Here is a 16,644-nt window from a genome sequence, read left to right as displayed (position 1 = left end):
GGATCAAAGACGGCATTTCGCGCACCAGACTAGGGTTTGCCCGGGGAGGCATCCTCTTAGCAAATTTGTATGATGACCTTATTACCCAATGACCCGGAGACTTCCGTGTTCCAGAAAGTCCCTGCCCGCGCCCTGACCGACAACGTCGCCGAACAATTGCTGGACAAGATCCAGGGCGGCGCCTTTGCCCGCGGCGACAAGCTGCCGACCGAGGCGGTGCTGTCGGAGGAATTCGGGGTCAGCCGCACCGTGGTGCGCGAGGCGATCTCCCGGCTCAAGTATGAAGGCGTGGTCGAGTCGCGCCAGGGCAGCGGCGTATTCGTCACGCTGCAGGCCGGCATCCGGCCGCTGCGCATCGACTATACCGATACCGGCACGCTGGAATCGGTGCTGCAGATCGTCGAGCTGCGCCGCGCGATCGAGGCCGAGGTGGCCGCGCAGGCCGCCATGCGCCGCACCGATGCGTCGATGGCGGCCATCGACGCCGCGCTGGCGCGCCTCGACGAGGAAGTCGAGCAAGGCGGCGACGGCGTGGCCGCTGACGTGGCCTTCCACCGCGCCATCGCGGGGGCCACCGGCAACCCCTACTTCCTGAAAACGCTGGAATTCCTCAGCCAGTACCTGGAAGCCGCCACGCGCGTGACCCGCACCAACGAGGCGCGCCGCGCCGACTTCTCGCGCCAGGTGCGCGAAGAACACCAGGCCATCGTCGCGGCGATCCGCGCCGGCGATCCGCTGGCCGCGCGCAATGCCGCGCAGAACCATATGTTCAACGCCGCGCGCCGGCTGGCCCAGCTGGGCGCCGATGAAAACGGCGAGGCCGGCGATGAAGCCGGCGCCCGCGGCGCGTCCAACTGACGCGGCCAACACCATCCAACGCATTTCCCGTATCTGATTCAGGAGTCCCCCTATGTCCAGGAATATCGGCGTCATCGGCCTTGGTGCCATGGGCTACGGTGTCGCGCAGTCGTTGCTGCGTGCCGGCTTTAACGTGCATGCCTGCGACCTGCGGCCCGAAGTGCTGCAGCGCTTCGCCGATGCGGGCGGCGTGCCGTGCGCCTCGCCCGCCGAACTGGGCAGCCGCTGCGAGGTGGTGCTGACGCTGGTGGTCAACGCGCAGCAGACCGAGGCCGTGCTGTTCGGCGCCAACGGTGCCGCCGCCGCGATGAAGCCTGGCACGTTGGTGATCGCCAGCGCCACGGTGCCGCCGGGCTTTGCCGAGACGCTGGGCCGCCGCCTCGCCGAACAAGGCCTGCTGATGCTGGACGCGCCGGTCTCCGGCGGCGCCGCCCGCGCCGCCAGCGGCGAAATGACCATGATGACCTCCGGCCCGGCCGAGGCCTACTCGCTGGCCGAGGACGTGCTGGCCGCCATCGCCGGCAAGGTGTACCGCCTGGGCGCCGCGCATGGCGCGGGCTCCAAGGTCAAGATCATCAACCAGCTGCTGGCCGGCGTGCATATCGCCGCGGCCGCCGAGGCCATGGCGCTGGGCCTGCGCGAAGGCGTGGACCCGGATGCGCTCTATGACGTGATCACGCACAGCGCAGGCAACTCGTGGATGTTCGAGAACCGCGTGCCCCATATCCTGAAGGGCGACTACACGCCGCTGTCCGCGGTCGACATCTTCGTCAAGGACCTGGGCATGGTGCTCGACACCGCGCGCAACAGCAAATTCCCGCTGCCGCTGTCGGCGGCCGCGCACCAGATGTTCATGATGGCTTCCACCGCCGGCCACGGCGGCGAGGACGATTCGGCCGTGATCAAGATCTTCCCGGGCATCGAACTGCCGGGCAAGGCCGGGTAAGAGGGGAAACGAAGATGACCGCAGGCACCCTCGCCCATCGCCCCCTGCTGGGCTGCATCGCCGACGATTTCACCGGCGCCACCGACCTCGCCAACACGCTGGTGCGCAACGGCATGCGCACCGTGCAGACCATCGGCCTGCCCGACGTGGGCGCGGTGCAGGATATCGGCGAAGCCGATGCGCTGGTGGTGGCGCTCAAATCCCGCACCATCCCCGCCGTGGAGGCCGTGGCGCAGTCGCTGGCCGCGCTGCAGTGGCTGCGCGCGCAGGGCTGCCGCCAGTTCGTGTTCAAGTACTGCTCGACCTTCGATTCGACCGACGCCGGCAATATCGGCCCGGTGACCGACGCGCTGCTGGCCGCGCTGGACAGCGATTTCACGATCGCCTGCCCAGCCTTTCCCGAGAACGGCCGCACCATCTTCCGTGGTCACCTGTTCGTGGGCGATGTGCTGCTGAATGAATCGGGCATGGAGCACCATCCGCTGACGCCGATGACCGACGCCAACCTGGTGCGCGTGCTGCAGCGCCAGAGCAAGAACAAGGTCGGCCTGCTGCGCTACGACGCCGTGGCGCGTGGCGCGCAGGCGAGCGCAGAGCGCATCGCCGCGCTGCGCGCAGACGGCGTGCGCATGGCGATTGCCGATGCGGTGTCCGACGCGGACCTGTTCACGCTGGGCGAGGCCTGCGCCAACCTGCCGCTGATTACCGGCGGCTCCGGCATCGCGCTGGGCCTGCCCGAGAACTTCCGCCGCGCCGGCCTGCTGCCGCAGCGCGGCGACGCCGACGCAGTCCCGGCCATCGACGGCCCGGGCGTGGTGCTAGCCGGTAGCGCCTCGCGCGCGACCAACGGGCAGGTAGCTCGCTGGCTGGAGCAAGGCCGCCCCGCGCTGCGCATCGACCCGCTCGCGCTGGCGCGCGGCGAGGCCGTTGCCGACGTGGCGCTGGACTTTGCCGAAAGTCATGACGAACCTGTGCTGGTCTACGCGACCTCCAGCCCTGATGAGGTCAAGGCCGTGCAGGCCGAGCTGGGCGTCGAGCGCGCCGGCCACCTGGTCGAGCAGTGCCTGGCCACGGTTGCCGCCGGGCTGCTGGCACGTGGCACGCGCCGCTTCGTCGTCGCCGGTGGCGAGACCTCGGGCGCGGTGGTGCAGGCGCTGGGCGTGCGCGCGCTGCGCATCGGCGCGCAGATCGCGCCGGGCGTGCCGGCCACGGTCACGCTGGGCGCGACGCCGCTGGCGCTGGCGCTCAAGTCGGGCAACTTCGGCGGCCCGGACTTCTTTGACGAAGCGCTGCGTCAGCTCGGAGGCGCTCAATGAACACAGTAGTGAGCACGGAAAGCAAGCTGCGCGAAGAGATCTGCCGCATCGGCGCCAGCCTCTACCAGCGCGGCTATACCGTCGGCTCGGCCGGCAATATCAGCGCACGGCTCGATGACGGCTGGCTGATCACGCCCACCGACGCGTGCCTGGGCATGCTGGACCCGGCCGCGGTCGCCAAGGTGGCCACCGACGGCAGCTGGGTGTCGGGCGACAAGCCCTCCAAGACGCTCACGCTGCATCGCGCGATCTATGACAACAACCCCGGGGCGCACGCCGTGGTGCATACGCACTCGACGCACCTCGTGGCCCTGACGCTGGCCGGTGTCTGGCAACCGGACGACGTACTGCCGCCGCTCACGCCGTACTACGTGATGAAGGTCGGCCATATCCCGCTGATTCCCTACCATCGACCCGGCGACCCGGCGGTGGCCGCGCGCGTGGCCACGCTGGCCGCGCAGGTGCGCGGCGTGCTGCTGGAGCGGCTCGGCCCGGTGGTGTGGGAGTCCAGCGTCTCGCGCGCCGCGTTCGCGCTGGAAGAACTGGAGGAGACCGCCAAGCTATGGATGATGATGAAAGACGCGCCGGGCTTCGCCGCCCGCGCGGCGCTGCCCGACGGCGCACTGGCTGAGTTGCGCGACGCCTTCCAGGCGCGCTGGTAACAACCGCTTTTCCCCGATAAACGACGGCTTCACCCGGCGCGGTTGCCTTGCGGCCACCGCGCGGGGGACGCGCATGCCTGCATTCCGCGCGCCGCCGCATTACTAGACCAGACCCACCACATACCCGGAGACCACCGTGAATCCAAACCAACCGGCGGCCAGCGTGCCTGCCTATGACAGCCTGGGCGGCAACGCCCGGCTGGACACCGAAGCCCAGATCGAAAAGCGCGCCTACAGCAAGGTGTTCTGGCGCGTCATGCCGTTCCTGATGCTGTGCTACGTGGTCGCCTACCTCGACCGCGTCAACGTCGGCTTCGCCAAGCTGCAGATGGGGCAGGACCTGGCCTTCTCCGAAACCGTGTTCGGCCTCGGCGCCGGCCTGTTCTTTATCGGCTACTTCCTGTTCGAGGTGCCCAGCAATCTGCTGATGCACCGCATCGGCGCGCGCATCTGGATCGCGCGCATCATGATTACGTGGGGCATCATCTCGGCGCTGTTCCTGTTCGTGAAGACGCCGACCCAGTTCTACGTGATGCGCTTCCTGCTCGGCCTGGCCGAAGCGGGCTTCTACCCTGGCGTGATCCTGTACCTGACCTACTGGTTCCCGGCCAACCGCCGCGGCAAGATGATCGCGCTGTTCATGTCGGGCATCCCCATCGCGGGCATGTTCGGCAACCCGCTGTCGGGCTGGATCATGGATGCCTTCAACGGCGTGCACGATATGCGCGGCTGGCAATGGATGTTCCTGATCGAGGCGCTGCCCGCGTTTGTGATCGGCGTGGTGACGATCTTCGTGCTGCGCGACGGCATCGACAAGGCGCCGTGGCTCGACGCCGATGAAAAGCGCGTGCTCAAGCGCAATATCGAGGAAGACCAGCGCAACGCCCATAACGCCGCCACCGCCGCCGGCAAGGCCCATGGCCACTCGCTGGGCGCGGTGTTCTCCGACCGCCGCGTGTGGTGGATGTGCCTGATCTACTTCTGCTTCGTCACCGGCCAGTACGCGCTGACCTTCTGGATGCCGACGCTGGTGAAGGCCAGCGGCGTGACCGGAAACCTGAACATCGGCCTGCTGTCGGCGATCCCGTTTATCTGCGCCGTGGTCGTGATGAACATCCTGGGCCACAGCGCCGACGCACGCCGCGAGCGCCGCTGGCACCTGATCGTGCCGGCGCTGATGGGTGCCTTGGGCTTTGCCATTGCTGCCTCGTTCACCAACAATACAACGGTGGCCATCGCCGCACTGTCGCTGGCCGCTGCCGGAGTGCTGACCTGCGCGCCTCTGTTTTGGTCGCTGCCGACCTCGTTCCTGTCGGGCATTGCCGCCGCTTCTGGTATTGCCGTGGTGAATTCGGTCGGCAACCTGGCCGGTTTCGTGTCGCCGTACATGGTCGGCGCGCTGAAGGACATGACACACAGTACGCAGCTGCCCATGTACGTGCTGTCCGCGATCCTGGTCGTCGGCGCCGTGCTGGTGTGGCTGACGCCCGCTAAACTGGTCAACCGTTGATCCTGGCCGGCCCGCTTTCGACCTGGCCTCGATCGGGCCGGTTCCGTACTACCGCTTTGGAGTTCCCATGCCGCGCTTCGCCGCAAACCTCTCGATGATGTACAACGAGCACGCTTTCCTGGACCGCTTCGCCGCAGCCGCGGCGGACGGCTTCCGGGCGGTGGAGTACCTGTTCCCGTACGAGCACGCCGCCACCGAGCTGCGCGCGCGCCTGGACGCGAACGGTCTCACGCAGGCGCTGTTCAACGCCCCGCCGGGCGACTGGGCAGCCGGTGAGCGCGGCCTGGCCGCGCTGCCGGGTCGCGAGGCGGAGTTCCGCGACGCCGTCGGCCGCGCGCTGGAATACGCCGGCGTGATCGGCAATGACCGCGTGCATGTGATGGCGGGACTGGTGCCGGCCGCTGCCGACCGCGCCCGCCACCGCGCCGCCTACCTCGAGAACGTCGCCTTTGCCGCCAAGGCCGCCGCGGCGCAGGGCGTCACCATCGTGCTCGAACCGATCAACACGCGCGACATGCCGGGCTACTTCCTGAACCGCCAGGACGACGCGCAGGCGATCTGCAAGGAGATCGGCGCGGCCAACCTGAAGGTGCAGTTCGACTGCTACCACTGCCAGATCGTCGAGGGCGATATCGCGATGAAACTGAAGCGCGACATGCCCGGCATCGGCCATATCCAGATCGCCGGCGTGCCCGACCGCCATGAACCGGACCTGGGCGAGCTGAACTACCCCTACCTGTTCGAGGTCATCGACGGGCTCGGCTATGACGGCTGGATCGGCTGCGAATATCGCCCCCGCGCCGGCACTTCCGAGGGCCTGGGCTGGCTCAAGCCTTACCTCGGCCGCTGATCCTTCGCGCAAACCCAAAGAACGAATCTCTCCTGCCATGAACGTACTGATTACCGGCGGCGCCGGCTTCCTCGGCCTGCAACTCGCCCGGCTGCTGCTGCAACGCGGCACCCTGAACCTGGACGGCCAGCCCGTCGCCATCGACCAACTGACGCTGCTCGACGTGGTGGCGCCGCAAGGTCTGGACGATGCGCGCGTGCGCGTGGTGACGGGCGACCTGTCCGACCCGGCCGTGCTGCGCCAGGCCATCGACAAGGACACCGGCGCCGTGTTTCACCTGGCGGCCGTGGTCAGCGGCCAGGCCGAGGCCGACTTCGACCTGGGCATGCGCGTCAACCTGGACGCCTCGCGCGCGCTGCTCGAAACCTGCCGCGAACTGGGCCACCAGCCACGCGTGCTGTTCACCAGCTCGGTCGCGGTTTACGGCGGCGAATTGCCGCCGGTGGTGCAGGACGACACCGCGCTGAACCCGCAATCGTCGTACGGCGTGCAGAAGGCCATCGGCGAGTTGCTGCTGTCGGACTACAGCCGCCGCGGCTTTGTCGACGGGCGCGTGCTGCGCCTGCCGACCATCAGCGTGCGTCCGGGTAAGCCCAATGCGGCAGCCTCGTCGTTCGCCAGCGGCATCATCCGTGAGCCGCTGTCAGGCGTCGCTGCCAACTGCCCGGTGGCACCGGAAACGCCGCTGTGGCTGCTGTCGCCGCGTGCGGCAGTGGCGGCGCTGGTCAATGGCATCGAGCTGGCTGGCGAGCGGCTGGGTAATCGCCGCGTGGTCAACCTGCCGGGGTTGTCGGTCACGGCGGCTGGCATGGTCGATGCGCTGCGCCGCGTGGCAGGCGATGCGGTGGCGGATCGCGTCACGTGGGAGCGTGAGGAACGTGTCGAGAAGATCGTCGGCACGTGGCCGGCGGCGTGGAATGCGGAGCGTGCGCAGTCGCTGGGGTTCCAGAGCGATGCGAGCTTCGATGAGGTGATTCGGGCCTATATGGAGGATGCCGGGCTGAGCAAGTAAGCCAGGCCGGCGTCCTTATTGCGACACGCCGGCATCTCCCGCAGGCCGGCCCCCTTTTCCGCGCGCGGGAAAGGGGATCGGACCAAGCAGAGGAGCAGACGTCAGTTCCAGATGGGATCCTCTTTCTGTTGCTGTGCCTTGGACTTCGATGTCCAGTACGCACCGACTTGACGTTCGGTGACGTAACCCGACTTCTTGACATCGATCTTGTCAAAGTGCTTGTAAACTACCGGCGCGCCTGCCTGGGCTTCTTCGCGGCTTAGCTTCCCGTCGTGGTTGGTATCGGCAGTCTTGAAACGCTCGGCGATTCTGGCCTTGACTTCGGCGGTAGTCGATGGCGCTGGCGGAATCTGGGTGGATTCTGCGCCGGGTTGGGCTGTTGATTCCGGTTTCTGCTGGGCGCTCGCCCCTGTAAAAGCGAGCGCCATCATCACTGTCAAGCCGACTGCATGCAGCTTACGCACGGTCATTGCCGTCTCCTCATGATTTGTGATTCGACATTGCCTTCTTGCAAAGAATGCTTCGGCAGCGAAGATCCTCTGTGAGCACTGGCTCACACCGATTCTAGGCAAGCGCTCAGTACTTACCAACATCTTTGTGTCACAGGTCGCGTCACACCGCCGGCCTCACCACCTCATACCCTTCAATAATCTCCCTTACCTGCCCCGGGATCGCGGCCGACTTCTGTGTAGCCGGATCCGCACACACATAGACGATCTCCCCGGTAATCAGGTGCTCGTTACCGCGATACATCTCCACCCGGAACAACATGCTGGACCGCCCCAGCCGAGCCATGCGCCCGCGGATATCCAGCACATCGTCAAAGCGCGCCGAAGCGTGGTATTCCAGCGTGGACTTGACCACGAAGATATCCACGCCATGTGCGTGCAGCACGTCTTCGGGATAGCGGATCCCCAGCGCGCGCCAGTACTCGGTCACGCAGATATCGCAATAGGTCAGGTAGTGCGCGTTGAAGACGATCGACTGCGGATCGACTTCGGCCCAGCGCACGCGCAGCGGCATGCTGTGGCGGAATTCCTCTTTGGCCATTGGCGTGGTCTCCTTGTTTGTTGTTCCTGGCTTGGCAAAGCAATCAGGCCGCCGGCCCGCCGGCGGGGCCGGCAGGCGCAGCGGCCTGGGTGAACGGAAACGGCGTCAGGCTTACTGTGGCTTGGCCAGCCCCAGCTTCTCGATGATCGCCTTTTCCTTCTTGACGGTCTCGGCAGCGAACTGCGCATACTGCTGGCTGTTCATGTAGTACGGCTCCATGTCGAACTTGGCCAGCGATTCGCGGTAGTTGGGCATTTCCATCGCCTTCTTGAAGGCGTCATGCAGCTTCTGCACGATCTTGGGATCGGTGCCCTTGGGCGCCACCAGGCCGAACGGCGAGGTCTGCACGATGCCGATGCCCAGCTCCTTCAGCGTCGGCACGTTGGGGAAGCGCGCCGAGCGCTTCTCGCCCCAGGTCGACAGCAGGCGCAGCTTGCCCTGCTCCACGTACGGCGCCCATGCCGGTGTGTCGGCCACCGACATCACGTGGCCGCCCAGCAACGCCTGCATCGACTCCGCGTTGCCCTTGTAGGGGATGTGCGAGAACTGCACGCCCTGCTTCAGCGCCAGCTCTTCCATGGTCAGGTGCAGCGTCGTCATCGAGCCCGGCGAGCCGTAGGTGAGCTTGCCCGGGTTGGCCTTGGCGTAGGCGATGTACTCCTGCATGGTCTTGATCGGCGAATCGGCCGGCACCACCAGGCCGAACGAGTAGCCGGCCAGGTTGATGATGTAGCTCAGGTCCTTGACCGGGTCCCAGTTGATCTTGGTGGTGTACGGCAGGCGGTAGACCGGCATCGCGACCTGCGCCAGCGTGTAGCCGTCCGGTGCGGTCGACTGCATCATCTGCGCGGGCAGCACGCCGCCCGCGCCCGGCTTGTTCTCGACGATCACCGGCTGGCCGAGGATCTTGGAGGCGTTGTCGGCCAGCACGCGGAACGGGATATCGGTGGAGCCGCCGGCGGTGTAGCCGATCAGGAGGCGGATCGGGCGCTGCGGGAACTTGTCGGCCTGGGCTTGGGCAGGCATGGCGGCAAGGCCCATGGCCGCGGTAGCGGCGACGAGGCCCGCGCGGGCGAGGAAGTGGCGGCGTTGCATTTGACTATGTCTCCTTGTGCTGCGAGTTACTGCTGAAAATTTATTGGTTTTAAGGGTGGCCGAACGCGGCGCGCAGCGCGGCGACGGCGTCGGCATGCGCCTGCGCCACCGCCGGCACGAACCGGCCCAGCTTGAAGAAATCGTGGATCATGCCGGGGTAATCCGCCAGCGTGGCGGCCACGCCCGCTCCGAGCAGCTTGTCGGCGTAGGCGACGCCCTCGTCATGCAGCGGGTCGTAGCCGGCCACGGCGATCCAGGCCGGGCACACGCCGCCCACGTCCGCGCCGCTGCCACCGCCGTCCAGCGGCGCGAAGCGCCAGTCGTCGCGGCTGGCGTCCTGGTCCAGGTATTGGGCAAAGAACCAGCGGATCATCTCCGCCGTCAGCAGGTAGCCCTCGGCCAGTGCGCGGTGTGACGGCGTGTCCTGGCGCGCGCAGGTACCGGGATAGATCAACAGCTGCAGCACCGGCGCCAGGCCGGTATTGCGTGCCTCGACCGCGCAGGCCGCGGCCAGCGTGCCGCCGGCGCTGTCGCCGCCAAGCGCGATGCGTGCCGGGTCGGCGCCCAGCCGTGCGGCTTCCTCGAAGACCCAGTGCAGCACGTCGAAGGCATCGTTGGCCGCGGTCGGGAAGCGCCATTGCGGCCCGAGCCGGTAGTCCACCGACAGCACCATGCAATCGGCCTGGCCGCACAGCAGCCGGCACAGCGCATCGTGCGAATTGACGCTGCCCACCGTGAAGCCGCCGCCGTGGAAATACACGAGCAGCGGCAGCGGCTCGGCCCAGCTCGCCTCGCGCGGCGCGTACAGCCGTACCGGGATGCCATGGCCGTCGCGCGCGCACACGTGCAGGTCTTCCACCGCGTGCACCGCCGGCGGGTTGATGTCGAGGATCGGCGCGCTCTTCTCGTAAGCGATCTTGGCGTCTTCCGGGTCCATCGCATGGATCGGCGGCCGCCTGGCGCGCGCGATCAGCTCCAGCAGCGCCGCGATCTGCGGGTCGAGCGGGCTGGATGGCATGCCGGGCGTGGCAGGGACGGAGGACGGGACGGCGGACATGAAGATCAGTGGTTTCGAGACCCGGGACCGGCGGCGGGCAAAGGTGCTTAAAAGGTGCGTTGCGCGCCGCCCGCATCGGGAGAAGTTCGAATTGTGAACGGTCGTTCGATTTTAGTATGATGCCAGATGTTCCAGGGTCCCGGCAGTACGAGATAACCCCGAAAACCCCGAGCCAGTCTGCCACGCGGCGAGTTTTTGCGCGATGATCGGCTGATGCGCGCCGGAGGGCTACTGAAACTCACTCGAAACTCCATTGAAACGCAAGGCAGCGCGCCTGGCCAGCTTCCCATCCGGGCAGCTTTGCTGGCAGATTCGCGACAGATAACAACAGGAGACAAGCAGACATGGCGTTTATCTACTATCTGACCCACATCCACCTGGATTTCGGCGCGGTAAACCTGCTCAAGTCCGAATGCGAGCGCATCGGCATCCGCCGCCCGCTGCTGGTGACCGACAAGGGCGTGGTCGCCGCCGGCGTGGCCCAGCGCGCCATCGATGCGATGCAGGGCCTTGACGTCGCTGTGTTCGACGAAACCCCGTCGAACCCGACCGAGGCCATGGTGCGCAAGGCCGCGGCGCAGTATCGGGAATCCGGCTGCGACGGGCTGGTGGCTGTGGGCGGCGGATCGTCGATCGACCTGGCCAAGGGCATCGCCATCCTGGCCACGCATCCGGGCGAGCTGACCACCTACGCCACCATCGAAGGCGGCAGCGCCAAGATCACCGACCAGGCCGCGCCACTGATCGCCGTGCCCACCACCTCCGGCACCGGCAGCGAAGTGGCGCGCGGCGCCATCATCATCCTCGACGACGGCCGCAAGCTGGGCTTCCATTCCTGGCACCTGCTGCCCAAGTCCGCCGTCTGCGACCCCGAACTGACGCTGGGGCTGCCCGCGGGCCTGACCGCCGCCACCGGCATGGACGCGATCGCGCATTGCGTCGAGACCTTCCTCGCGCCCGCCTTCAACCCGCCCGCCGACGGTATCGCGCTGGATGGCCTGGAGCGCGCCTGGGCCCATATCGAGCGCGCCACCCGCGACGGCCAGGACCGCGAGGCGCGGCTGAACATGATGAGCGCGTCGATGCAGGGCGCGATGGCGTTCCAGAAGGGGCTGGGCTGCGTGCATTCGCTGTCGCACCCGCTCGGTGGGCTGAAGATCGACGGCCGCACCGGCCTGCATCACGGCACGCTCAATGCGGTGGTGATGCCCGCGGTGCTGCGCTTCAACGCCGACGCGCTCACTGTGGTGCGCGACCACCGCTATGCGCGCCTGCGCCGCGCCATGCACCTGGCCGAGGATGCCGATCTCGCGCAGGCCGTGCACGACATGACCGCGCGCCTGGGTCTGCCGACCGGGCTGCGCCAGATGGGCGTCACCGAAGACATGTTCGACAAGGTGATTGCGGGCGCGCTGGTCGACCACTGCCACAAGACCAATCCGAAAGAGGCCAGCGCCGAGGATTATCGGCGTATGCTTGAGCAATCCATGTAGTGCCCTACGCAGCGCATACCCGCCGGCCGGTCAATTGAGCCGGACCGGCCGGCGGCCCTCCCTCCACTGAGCAGGAGACAACATGACCGGCGAGCACTTGCAGGTAGTCCATGGCGACATCACCCGGATGGAAGTCGATGCCATCGTCAACGCGGCCAACAGCGGGCTGCTGGGCGGCGGCGGGGTCGACGGCGCCATCCACGGGGCCGGCGGCCCCGCCATCATGGAGGCCTGCCGCGCGATCCGCGACGCGCAAGGCGGCTGCCCCACCGGCGAGGCGGTGATCACCACCGGCGGGCGCCTGCCCGCACCGTACGTGATCCACGCGGTCGGGCCGGTCTGGCACGGCGGTGGCCAGGGCGAGGACGAACAGCTCGCTAACGCCTACCGCAACAGCATCCGGCTGGCGGCGCAGCATCACCTGCGCAGGCTGGCCTTCCCCAATATCAGCACCGGCATCTATGGCTTCCCGCGCGAGCGCGCGGCGGATGTCGCCATCGCGGCCGTACGCGAGGCGCTGGCCGTGACGCCCGAGATCGAGCAGGTGACCTTCGTCTGCTTCGACGACGAGAACTACCGGCTATACCGCGAGCGTCTGACCTGAAGCGGTCCGCGGGGTCTGCCCCGCGGCCACTCCCTGCTGCGTCAGAACTTGTGGCGCAGGCCCACCCGGAACACCGTCTGGCTGTCACCGGCCGACGCGCGCACGCCGTTGATCGCGGCCACCGCGCTGCGGCCGGTGGAATCGGTCCCCGATGCCTTCTGGTAGATCGCCATCAGGTAGGCGTCGGTGCGCTTTGACAGGTTGTAGTCCGCACCCAACACGAACTGACGGTAGCTCGCGTCATGGATGCCGCTGCCCTTCGCGTAATCGGCCGCCACGCCCGTCAGCAGGGCCGGCGTCCGCTGGTACTTGAAGCTCAGCTCCACGTTGTTGAAGGTGGCGGTGCCGCGGTTGCCAAAGGGATTCGGGCCGGACGACAAATCGCCCACATCCTTGAAGCATGTGTTCGAGTATGTGGTGCCCACCGTGGCAGCGCCGAAGCTGTAGGCCGCGCCCGCGGCAAACACTTCCTCCGACCGCGCCGACGCATAGCCCGACAGCACCGGCGAGCCGATATTGGTCAGCGTGTTCAGCGGTGCCGAGCCGGTGGTATTGGCGGTGACGCCGGTGCCGTAGAACGACGTGTTGGGGTTCTTTACGTTCAGGTAACCGATGCCAAGCTGCAGCGGGCCACTGCCGTAGCCGGCACCCAGTGACCATATCTGGTTACGCGCCGGCTACCCGGCCACGCCGCCCAGACTGTAGACCCCGCCAAAGCTGAAGCCACCGTAGTTCTGGCTGCGGTACTTGATCGCGTTGTTGACGCGGTTGGAGTTGTTCAGGTTATCCATGTCGCCGGGGTTGGATACCGCTGCGCCAGCCGCGTATTGACGGCAAAGGTCGGGCGCACGCCATAGCGGTCGAAGGCACGCAGCCGATGCTGGCAAGCCGCGCGCCGGTCCGATGGCCGGGCGGCAGGAAGCTGGCGCTGTGGGTGAACGTGAGCCTGCAGTTCTTCCCGCTGAACCCGACGGGCAGGCCGGTGGTGGCGCCGGGCAACATGACCATGCCGTATCCGGACCTGCGCCATTTCACGCTGCGCGACTACGGCAACCGCGTCGGCATCTACCGGATGCTTAGACGGAAGCCAGCCCTTAATAAAGAACCGGTCTCGTACTGATTATTCAGTAAATGCTTCAGACGTCTTTGGGCAGATGTGCGCGCCCTTGGGTTGACGTTACGCCACCTGCGCATCGCGTGCGTATGGGTATGCATGGGACGCAAATCGCACCTGTCCGCCCTGCGGTAGGCAACAAAAAGCCCTGCCATCAAGGCGGGGCTGTAGCGGTTGGCGGACGTCTTACGTAGCCGGCAGCGCGCTCCGGATTAACAGGTTGACCCGCTCCGGCTGTTCGTGGATCACCCAATGGCTGCCCTCTGGAATGCGTTCCACGCGCAAGTCGTGCACAAACTCGCCCAGCCCGTCCAGCAGCGACTTGGGCAGCGCGCGGTCGCGCTCGCCCCAGATCACCAGCGTGGGCACCTTGATGACGAAGGCGGCCGGGTCCAGGCGCGAAATGTCGGGCGGCGGCTCGCCCTCGCCTGGCGGATGCATCGGCGAGGCGCGGTAGAAATTGACGCCGCCGGCAAGCGGATGGACGCCGTCCTCACCGGGCTGGGACCAGGCGGCGTGGTACCTCGCCCGCGTCTCGTCGGTGAACCATGCGGCAGGTTTGCCGTCGGCATCGGCCAGCATCCGGTCCAGCAGCGCGAAGTCGTTGGCCGCCAGTGCCTTTTCCGCGCCCGGCTTGCGCAGCCAGTTCATGTAGGCGGAAGCGGCCTGCTGCTCCGGATCCGTGGCCAGCGCCTTGGCGAACAGGTAGGGATGCGGCGAATTGACGATGACAAGCTGCCGCACCAGTTGCGGGAACTGGATCGCCAGGTTCCAGCAGATCGCGCCGCCCCAGTCATGCGCCACCACCACGGCCTGGTCATAGCCCAGGGCACTGACGAACTGCACCAGGTCTTCGACGATATGGCGCGGCTTGTAGGCCTCGACCGCGGCAGGCTTGCTCGACAGGTTATAGCCGCGCAGGTCGGGTGCCACGGCAAAATGCGTGCGCCCGAATTCGGCCAGCTGCGCTTCCCATTCAAACCAGAACTCAGGGAAGCCATGCACGAACAGCATCAATGGCTTGCCCCGCTCGCCCGCGCTGGCATAGTGCAGTCGGCTGCCGTTGGGCAGGCTGGCGTATTGCAGGTGGCGGATCACGGCGGCGGGTGCGGCCATGGCGTTCTCCATATGCGGTCCTCCTCGTTGGTCGCGTTGCATTCAGCCGCGCAACGCGGCCACCAGGCCCGCGCGGACCTCGGGCTTGTCGGCAAACGGATCGCCGGGATTGCGCTGCCCGACGATGTCCTCGAAGCGCTGGCGCACGGGTGCCAGCGCCTGGGGGTGGGAATAAATATAGAAGCTTTCTTCGCGGATGGCATCGAAGGTCTTCTGCGCGACCTCGGCCGCGGTGACCTTGCCGGAGCCGACGGCCTTGTCCGACAGCGCCTGCGACACCAGCTGCGAGCGCGTCGGCGGCGCCTGGTTGGCCAGGTCGGCGGGCCGGTTGCGTTGCGACTGGTTGATGCCGGTGGGCACGAAGTACGGGCACAGCACCGAGCAGCGCACCTGCTCCGTGACCAGCCCGAGGTCCTGGTACAGCGTTTCCGACAGCGACACCACCGCGTGCTTGGACACGTTGTACACGCCCATCGCCGGCGGATTGAGCAAGCCCGCCATGGATGCCGTGTTGACGATATGGCCCTGATACGACGGATCTTTATCCGCGGCGGCCAGCATCAGCGGCGTGAAGATGCGCACGCCGTGCACCACGCCGTAGAGGTTGACGCCCATCACCCACTCCCAGTCCTTCTCGGAGTTCTCCCAGATCAAGCCGCCCGCACCCACGCCGGCGTTGTTGAACAGCAGGTTGACCTCGCCGAAGGCCTCGATCGCGGCATCGGCCAGCGCCTGCACCTGGTCGGCGCGGGACACGTCGGTGCGCAGGCCGATCACCGGCACGTTGCGCGCCTTGAACTCGGCCACGGTGGTGTCCAGCGCGTCTTCCTGTACGTCGGCCAGCACCAGCTTCATGCCGAGGTCGGCGCCGATGCGTGCGAACTCCTTGCCAAAGCCCGAGGCGCCGCCGGTGATCACGGCCACCTTGTTGGAGAAATCCTTCATGTCGTCTTTCCTGTCGCGTGAATCGTGGTGGGAACGGCGGGCGGTGCGCGGCGCGCGCTCAGGCGGCACGCCGCACCTGGTAGCCCTGCCGCGGGAAATGCACGTTGAGCGCGCCCGCGCGCGTGTCCTGGCGGCGCAGCGTGACGCGGATCGCCGTCAGGGACAGCAGCACGCCGGCTACCGGGTCGCGCGCGTAGTCGGTGGGCGTGACAGTGACGGGGTCGCCCGCCTCCAGCCCGCCATCGGCAACCACGCCTTGCTCCAGCGCCACCGGGTCGGCGCTGCGGGCCGCGGCAATGGCGTCCTCGCTGTCGATCACGTGCGGGCGGCCGTGGCCGAAGGTGTTCATGCGCGCATACCAGGCCTGCAGCCGCGGATACGCCTCGAGCAACTGCGCCAGCGCGCCCGCGCGGCGGATAAACCAGAGGTTGTGGTACAGCGAGAAGTCCGCCACCGACAGCGCCGGCCCGGCCACATGCGCGATGCCGGCCGCGAACTGCGTTTCCAGGAGGCTGAAGGTCTCGTGCAGCAGCGCGCTCGCCTCGGCCAGCGGCATGCGCAGCGCATTGGTATCGCCGCGCATGGCCTTGCGGTCGGCGGTGAAAGCCTGGATCTGTGCCGGTGACAGGTGCCCCAGCATGCTGGCGACGCCGGCCGGCTGGAACACATAGGTCACCGACGCGGTGAACAACGCGGTATCGAACCACGCGGCCGCCAGCCGCGCCGCGGCGGCCTGTTCCGGCGGAAACAGCGCCGGCGTGGGCGCCAGCGCGTCCAGCACCTCGCAGATCAGCGCGGTGTCGCAATAGATGTCAGCGCCAATCTGCATCACCGGCGTGCGGCGGTAGCCGCCGGTCAGCGCCAACAGGTCGGGTTTGGGCAGGATGGCGGGGATTTCCACGGCCTGCCACGCCAGCGCCTTGGCGCCCAGCAGCAGGCGGATTTTTTCCGAGAACGGCGAGGTCGCGTACTGGTGAAGAATGATGTCGGCCATGCGATCCAGCTCCCTGTGTGTG

At 67.2% G+C, this 16,644-nt stretch carries 17 protein-coding genes and 1 pseudogene; 10 read left to right on the top strand and 8 right to left on the bottom strand.

The features are described from left to right. The first annotated feature begins 105 nt into the window (after positions 1–105). From ABNX08_RS07740 to denD, 7 genes are all read left to right on the top strand, one after another. Positions 106–858, top strand: a complete 753-nt coding sequence (locus tag ABNX08_RS07740) for a FadR/GntR family transcriptional regulator (RefSeq protein WP_041681008.1) — start codon at positions 106–108, stop codon at positions 856–858. A gap of 52 nt (positions 859–910) precedes the next feature. Beyond that, positions 911–1,804 carry an L-threonate dehydrogenase gene (ltnD, locus tag ABNX08_RS07735; RefSeq protein WP_349604583.1) on the top strand — a complete coding sequence of 298 codons (894 nt, stop codon included), beginning with the start codon at positions 911–913 and terminating at the stop codon, positions 1,802–1,804. 14 nt (positions 1,805–1,818) lie between these two features. Next, positions 1,819–3,120 (top strand): 3-oxo-tetronate kinase, encoded by a 1,302-nt coding sequence (otnK, locus tag ABNX08_RS07730; RefSeq protein ID WP_022534608.1) that lies wholly within the window; start codon positions 1,819–1,821, stop codon positions 3,118–3,120. Positions 3,121–3,128: 8 nt separating this feature from the next. Next, entirely contained in the window at positions 3,129–3,782 is a 654-nt protein-coding gene (locus ABNX08_RS07725) for an aldolase (protein ID WP_349604717.1), read from the top strand. Positions 3,783–3,918: 136 nt separating this feature from the next. Beyond that, entirely contained in the window at positions 3,919–5,292 is a 1,374-nt protein-coding gene (locus ABNX08_RS07720) for an MFS transporter (protein ID WP_022534606.1), read from the top strand. Between the two features lie 67 nt (positions 5,293–5,359). Beyond that, a complete protein-coding gene (otnI, locus tag ABNX08_RS07715; RefSeq protein ID WP_022534605.1) occupies positions 5,360–6,142 on the top strand; it encodes a 2-oxo-tetronate isomerase in 783 nt (260 codons plus the stop codon). Between the two features lie 37 nt (positions 6,143–6,179). Beyond that, complete coding sequence (gene denD / locus ABNX08_RS07710; RefSeq protein ID WP_022534604.1) at positions 6,180–7,154, top strand: D-erythronate dehydrogenase; 975 nt, start codon at positions 6,180–6,182, stop codon at positions 7,152–7,154. A 101-nt stretch (positions 7,155–7,255) separates the two neighbouring features. Here the strand turns inward: denD and ABNX08_RS07705 are convergent, their stop codons facing one another. The 4 genes from ABNX08_RS07705 to ABNX08_RS07690 all read right to left on the bottom strand — a co-directional run bounded on the left by ABNX08_RS07705 (position 7,256) and on the right by ABNX08_RS07690 (position 10,356). After that, the gene (locus ABNX08_RS07705) at positions 7,256–7,624 is read right to left on the bottom strand and encodes a calcium-binding protein (RefSeq protein WP_041681007.1); all 369 of its coding nucleotides are present in this window, start codon (positions 7,622–7,624) and stop codon (positions 7,256–7,258) included. 142 nt (positions 7,625–7,766) lie between these two features. Beyond that, complete coding sequence (locus ABNX08_RS07700) at positions 7,767–8,204, bottom strand: YbgC/FadM family acyl-CoA thioesterase (RefSeq protein WP_022534602.1); 438 nt, start codon at positions 8,202–8,204, stop codon at positions 7,767–7,769. Positions 8,205–8,315: 111 nt separating this feature from the next. Then, the gene (locus tag ABNX08_RS07695; protein ID WP_022534601.1) at positions 8,316–9,299 is read right to left on the bottom strand and encodes a tripartite tricarboxylate transporter substrate binding protein; all 984 of its coding nucleotides are present in this window, start codon (positions 9,297–9,299) and stop codon (positions 8,316–8,318) included. Between the two features lie 49 nt (positions 9,300–9,348). After that, positions 9,349–10,356: an alpha/beta hydrolase gene (locus ABNX08_RS07690; RefSeq protein WP_022534600.1), complete on the bottom strand. Its 1,008-nt coding sequence runs from the start codon at positions 10,354–10,356 to the stop codon at positions 9,349–9,351. A 344-nt stretch (positions 10,357–10,700) separates the two neighbouring features. Here ABNX08_RS07690 and ABNX08_RS07685 point away from each other — a divergent pair, with 344 nt between their 5' ends. Both ABNX08_RS07685 and ABNX08_RS07680 read left to right on the top strand, forming a co-directional pair. Then, positions 10,701–11,849, top strand: a complete 1,149-nt coding sequence (locus ABNX08_RS07685) for an iron-containing alcohol dehydrogenase (RefSeq protein WP_022534598.1) — start codon at positions 10,701–10,703, stop codon at positions 11,847–11,849. A gap of 82 nt (positions 11,850–11,931) precedes the next feature. After that, complete coding sequence (locus ABNX08_RS07680; protein ID WP_022534597.1) at positions 11,932–12,453, top strand: O-acetyl-ADP-ribose deacetylase; 522 nt, start codon at positions 11,932–11,934, stop codon at positions 12,451–12,453. Between the two features lie 41 nt (positions 12,454–12,494). Here ABNX08_RS07680 and ABNX08_RS07675 read toward each other — a convergent pair. Continuing rightward, positions 12,495–13,271 (bottom strand): annotated as a pseudogene (locus ABNX08_RS07675) (porin); the annotation flags it as partial. 59 nt (positions 13,272–13,330) lie between these two features. Here ABNX08_RS07675 and ABNX08_RS07670 point away from each other — a divergent pair. Beyond that, the gene (locus tag ABNX08_RS07670; protein ID WP_349604588.1) at positions 13,331–13,573 is read left to right on the top strand and encodes a hypothetical protein; all 243 of its coding nucleotides are present in this window, start codon (positions 13,331–13,333) and stop codon (positions 13,571–13,573) included. 180 nt (positions 13,574–13,753) lie between these two features. On the opposite strand, the gene ABNX08_RS07665 is transcribed toward ABNX08_RS07670, so the two are convergent. The 3 genes from ABNX08_RS07665 to ABNX08_RS07655 are packed head-to-tail and all read right to left on the bottom strand — an operon-like array spanning position 13,754 to position 16,622. Then, positions 13,754–14,695 (bottom strand): alpha/beta fold hydrolase, encoded by a 942-nt coding sequence (locus tag ABNX08_RS07665; RefSeq protein ID WP_022534592.1) that lies wholly within the window; start codon positions 14,693–14,695, stop codon positions 13,754–13,756. Between the two features lie 30 nt (positions 14,696–14,725). Beyond that, positions 14,726–15,628: an SDR family oxidoreductase gene (locus ABNX08_RS07660; protein WP_022534591.1), complete on the bottom strand. Its 903-nt coding sequence runs from the start codon at positions 15,626–15,628 to the stop codon at positions 14,726–14,728. 58 nt (positions 15,629–15,686) lie between these two features. Next, positions 15,687–16,622 carry a glutathione S-transferase family protein gene (locus ABNX08_RS07655; protein WP_022534590.1) on the bottom strand — a complete coding sequence of 312 codons (936 nt, stop codon included), beginning with the start codon at positions 16,620–16,622 and terminating at the stop codon, positions 15,687–15,689. Positions 16,623–16,644: the final 22 nt, after the last annotated feature.

The sequence above is a fragment of the Cupriavidus sp. DF5525 genome, assembly GCF_040149425.2.
GTDB classification, from domain to species: domain Bacteria; phylum Pseudomonadota; class Gammaproteobacteria; order Burkholderiales; family Burkholderiaceae; genus Cupriavidus; species Cupriavidus pickettii_A.
Note: the sequence above shows the minus strand (reverse complement) of the source record. Positions and strands in the feature narration are given on the sequence as shown.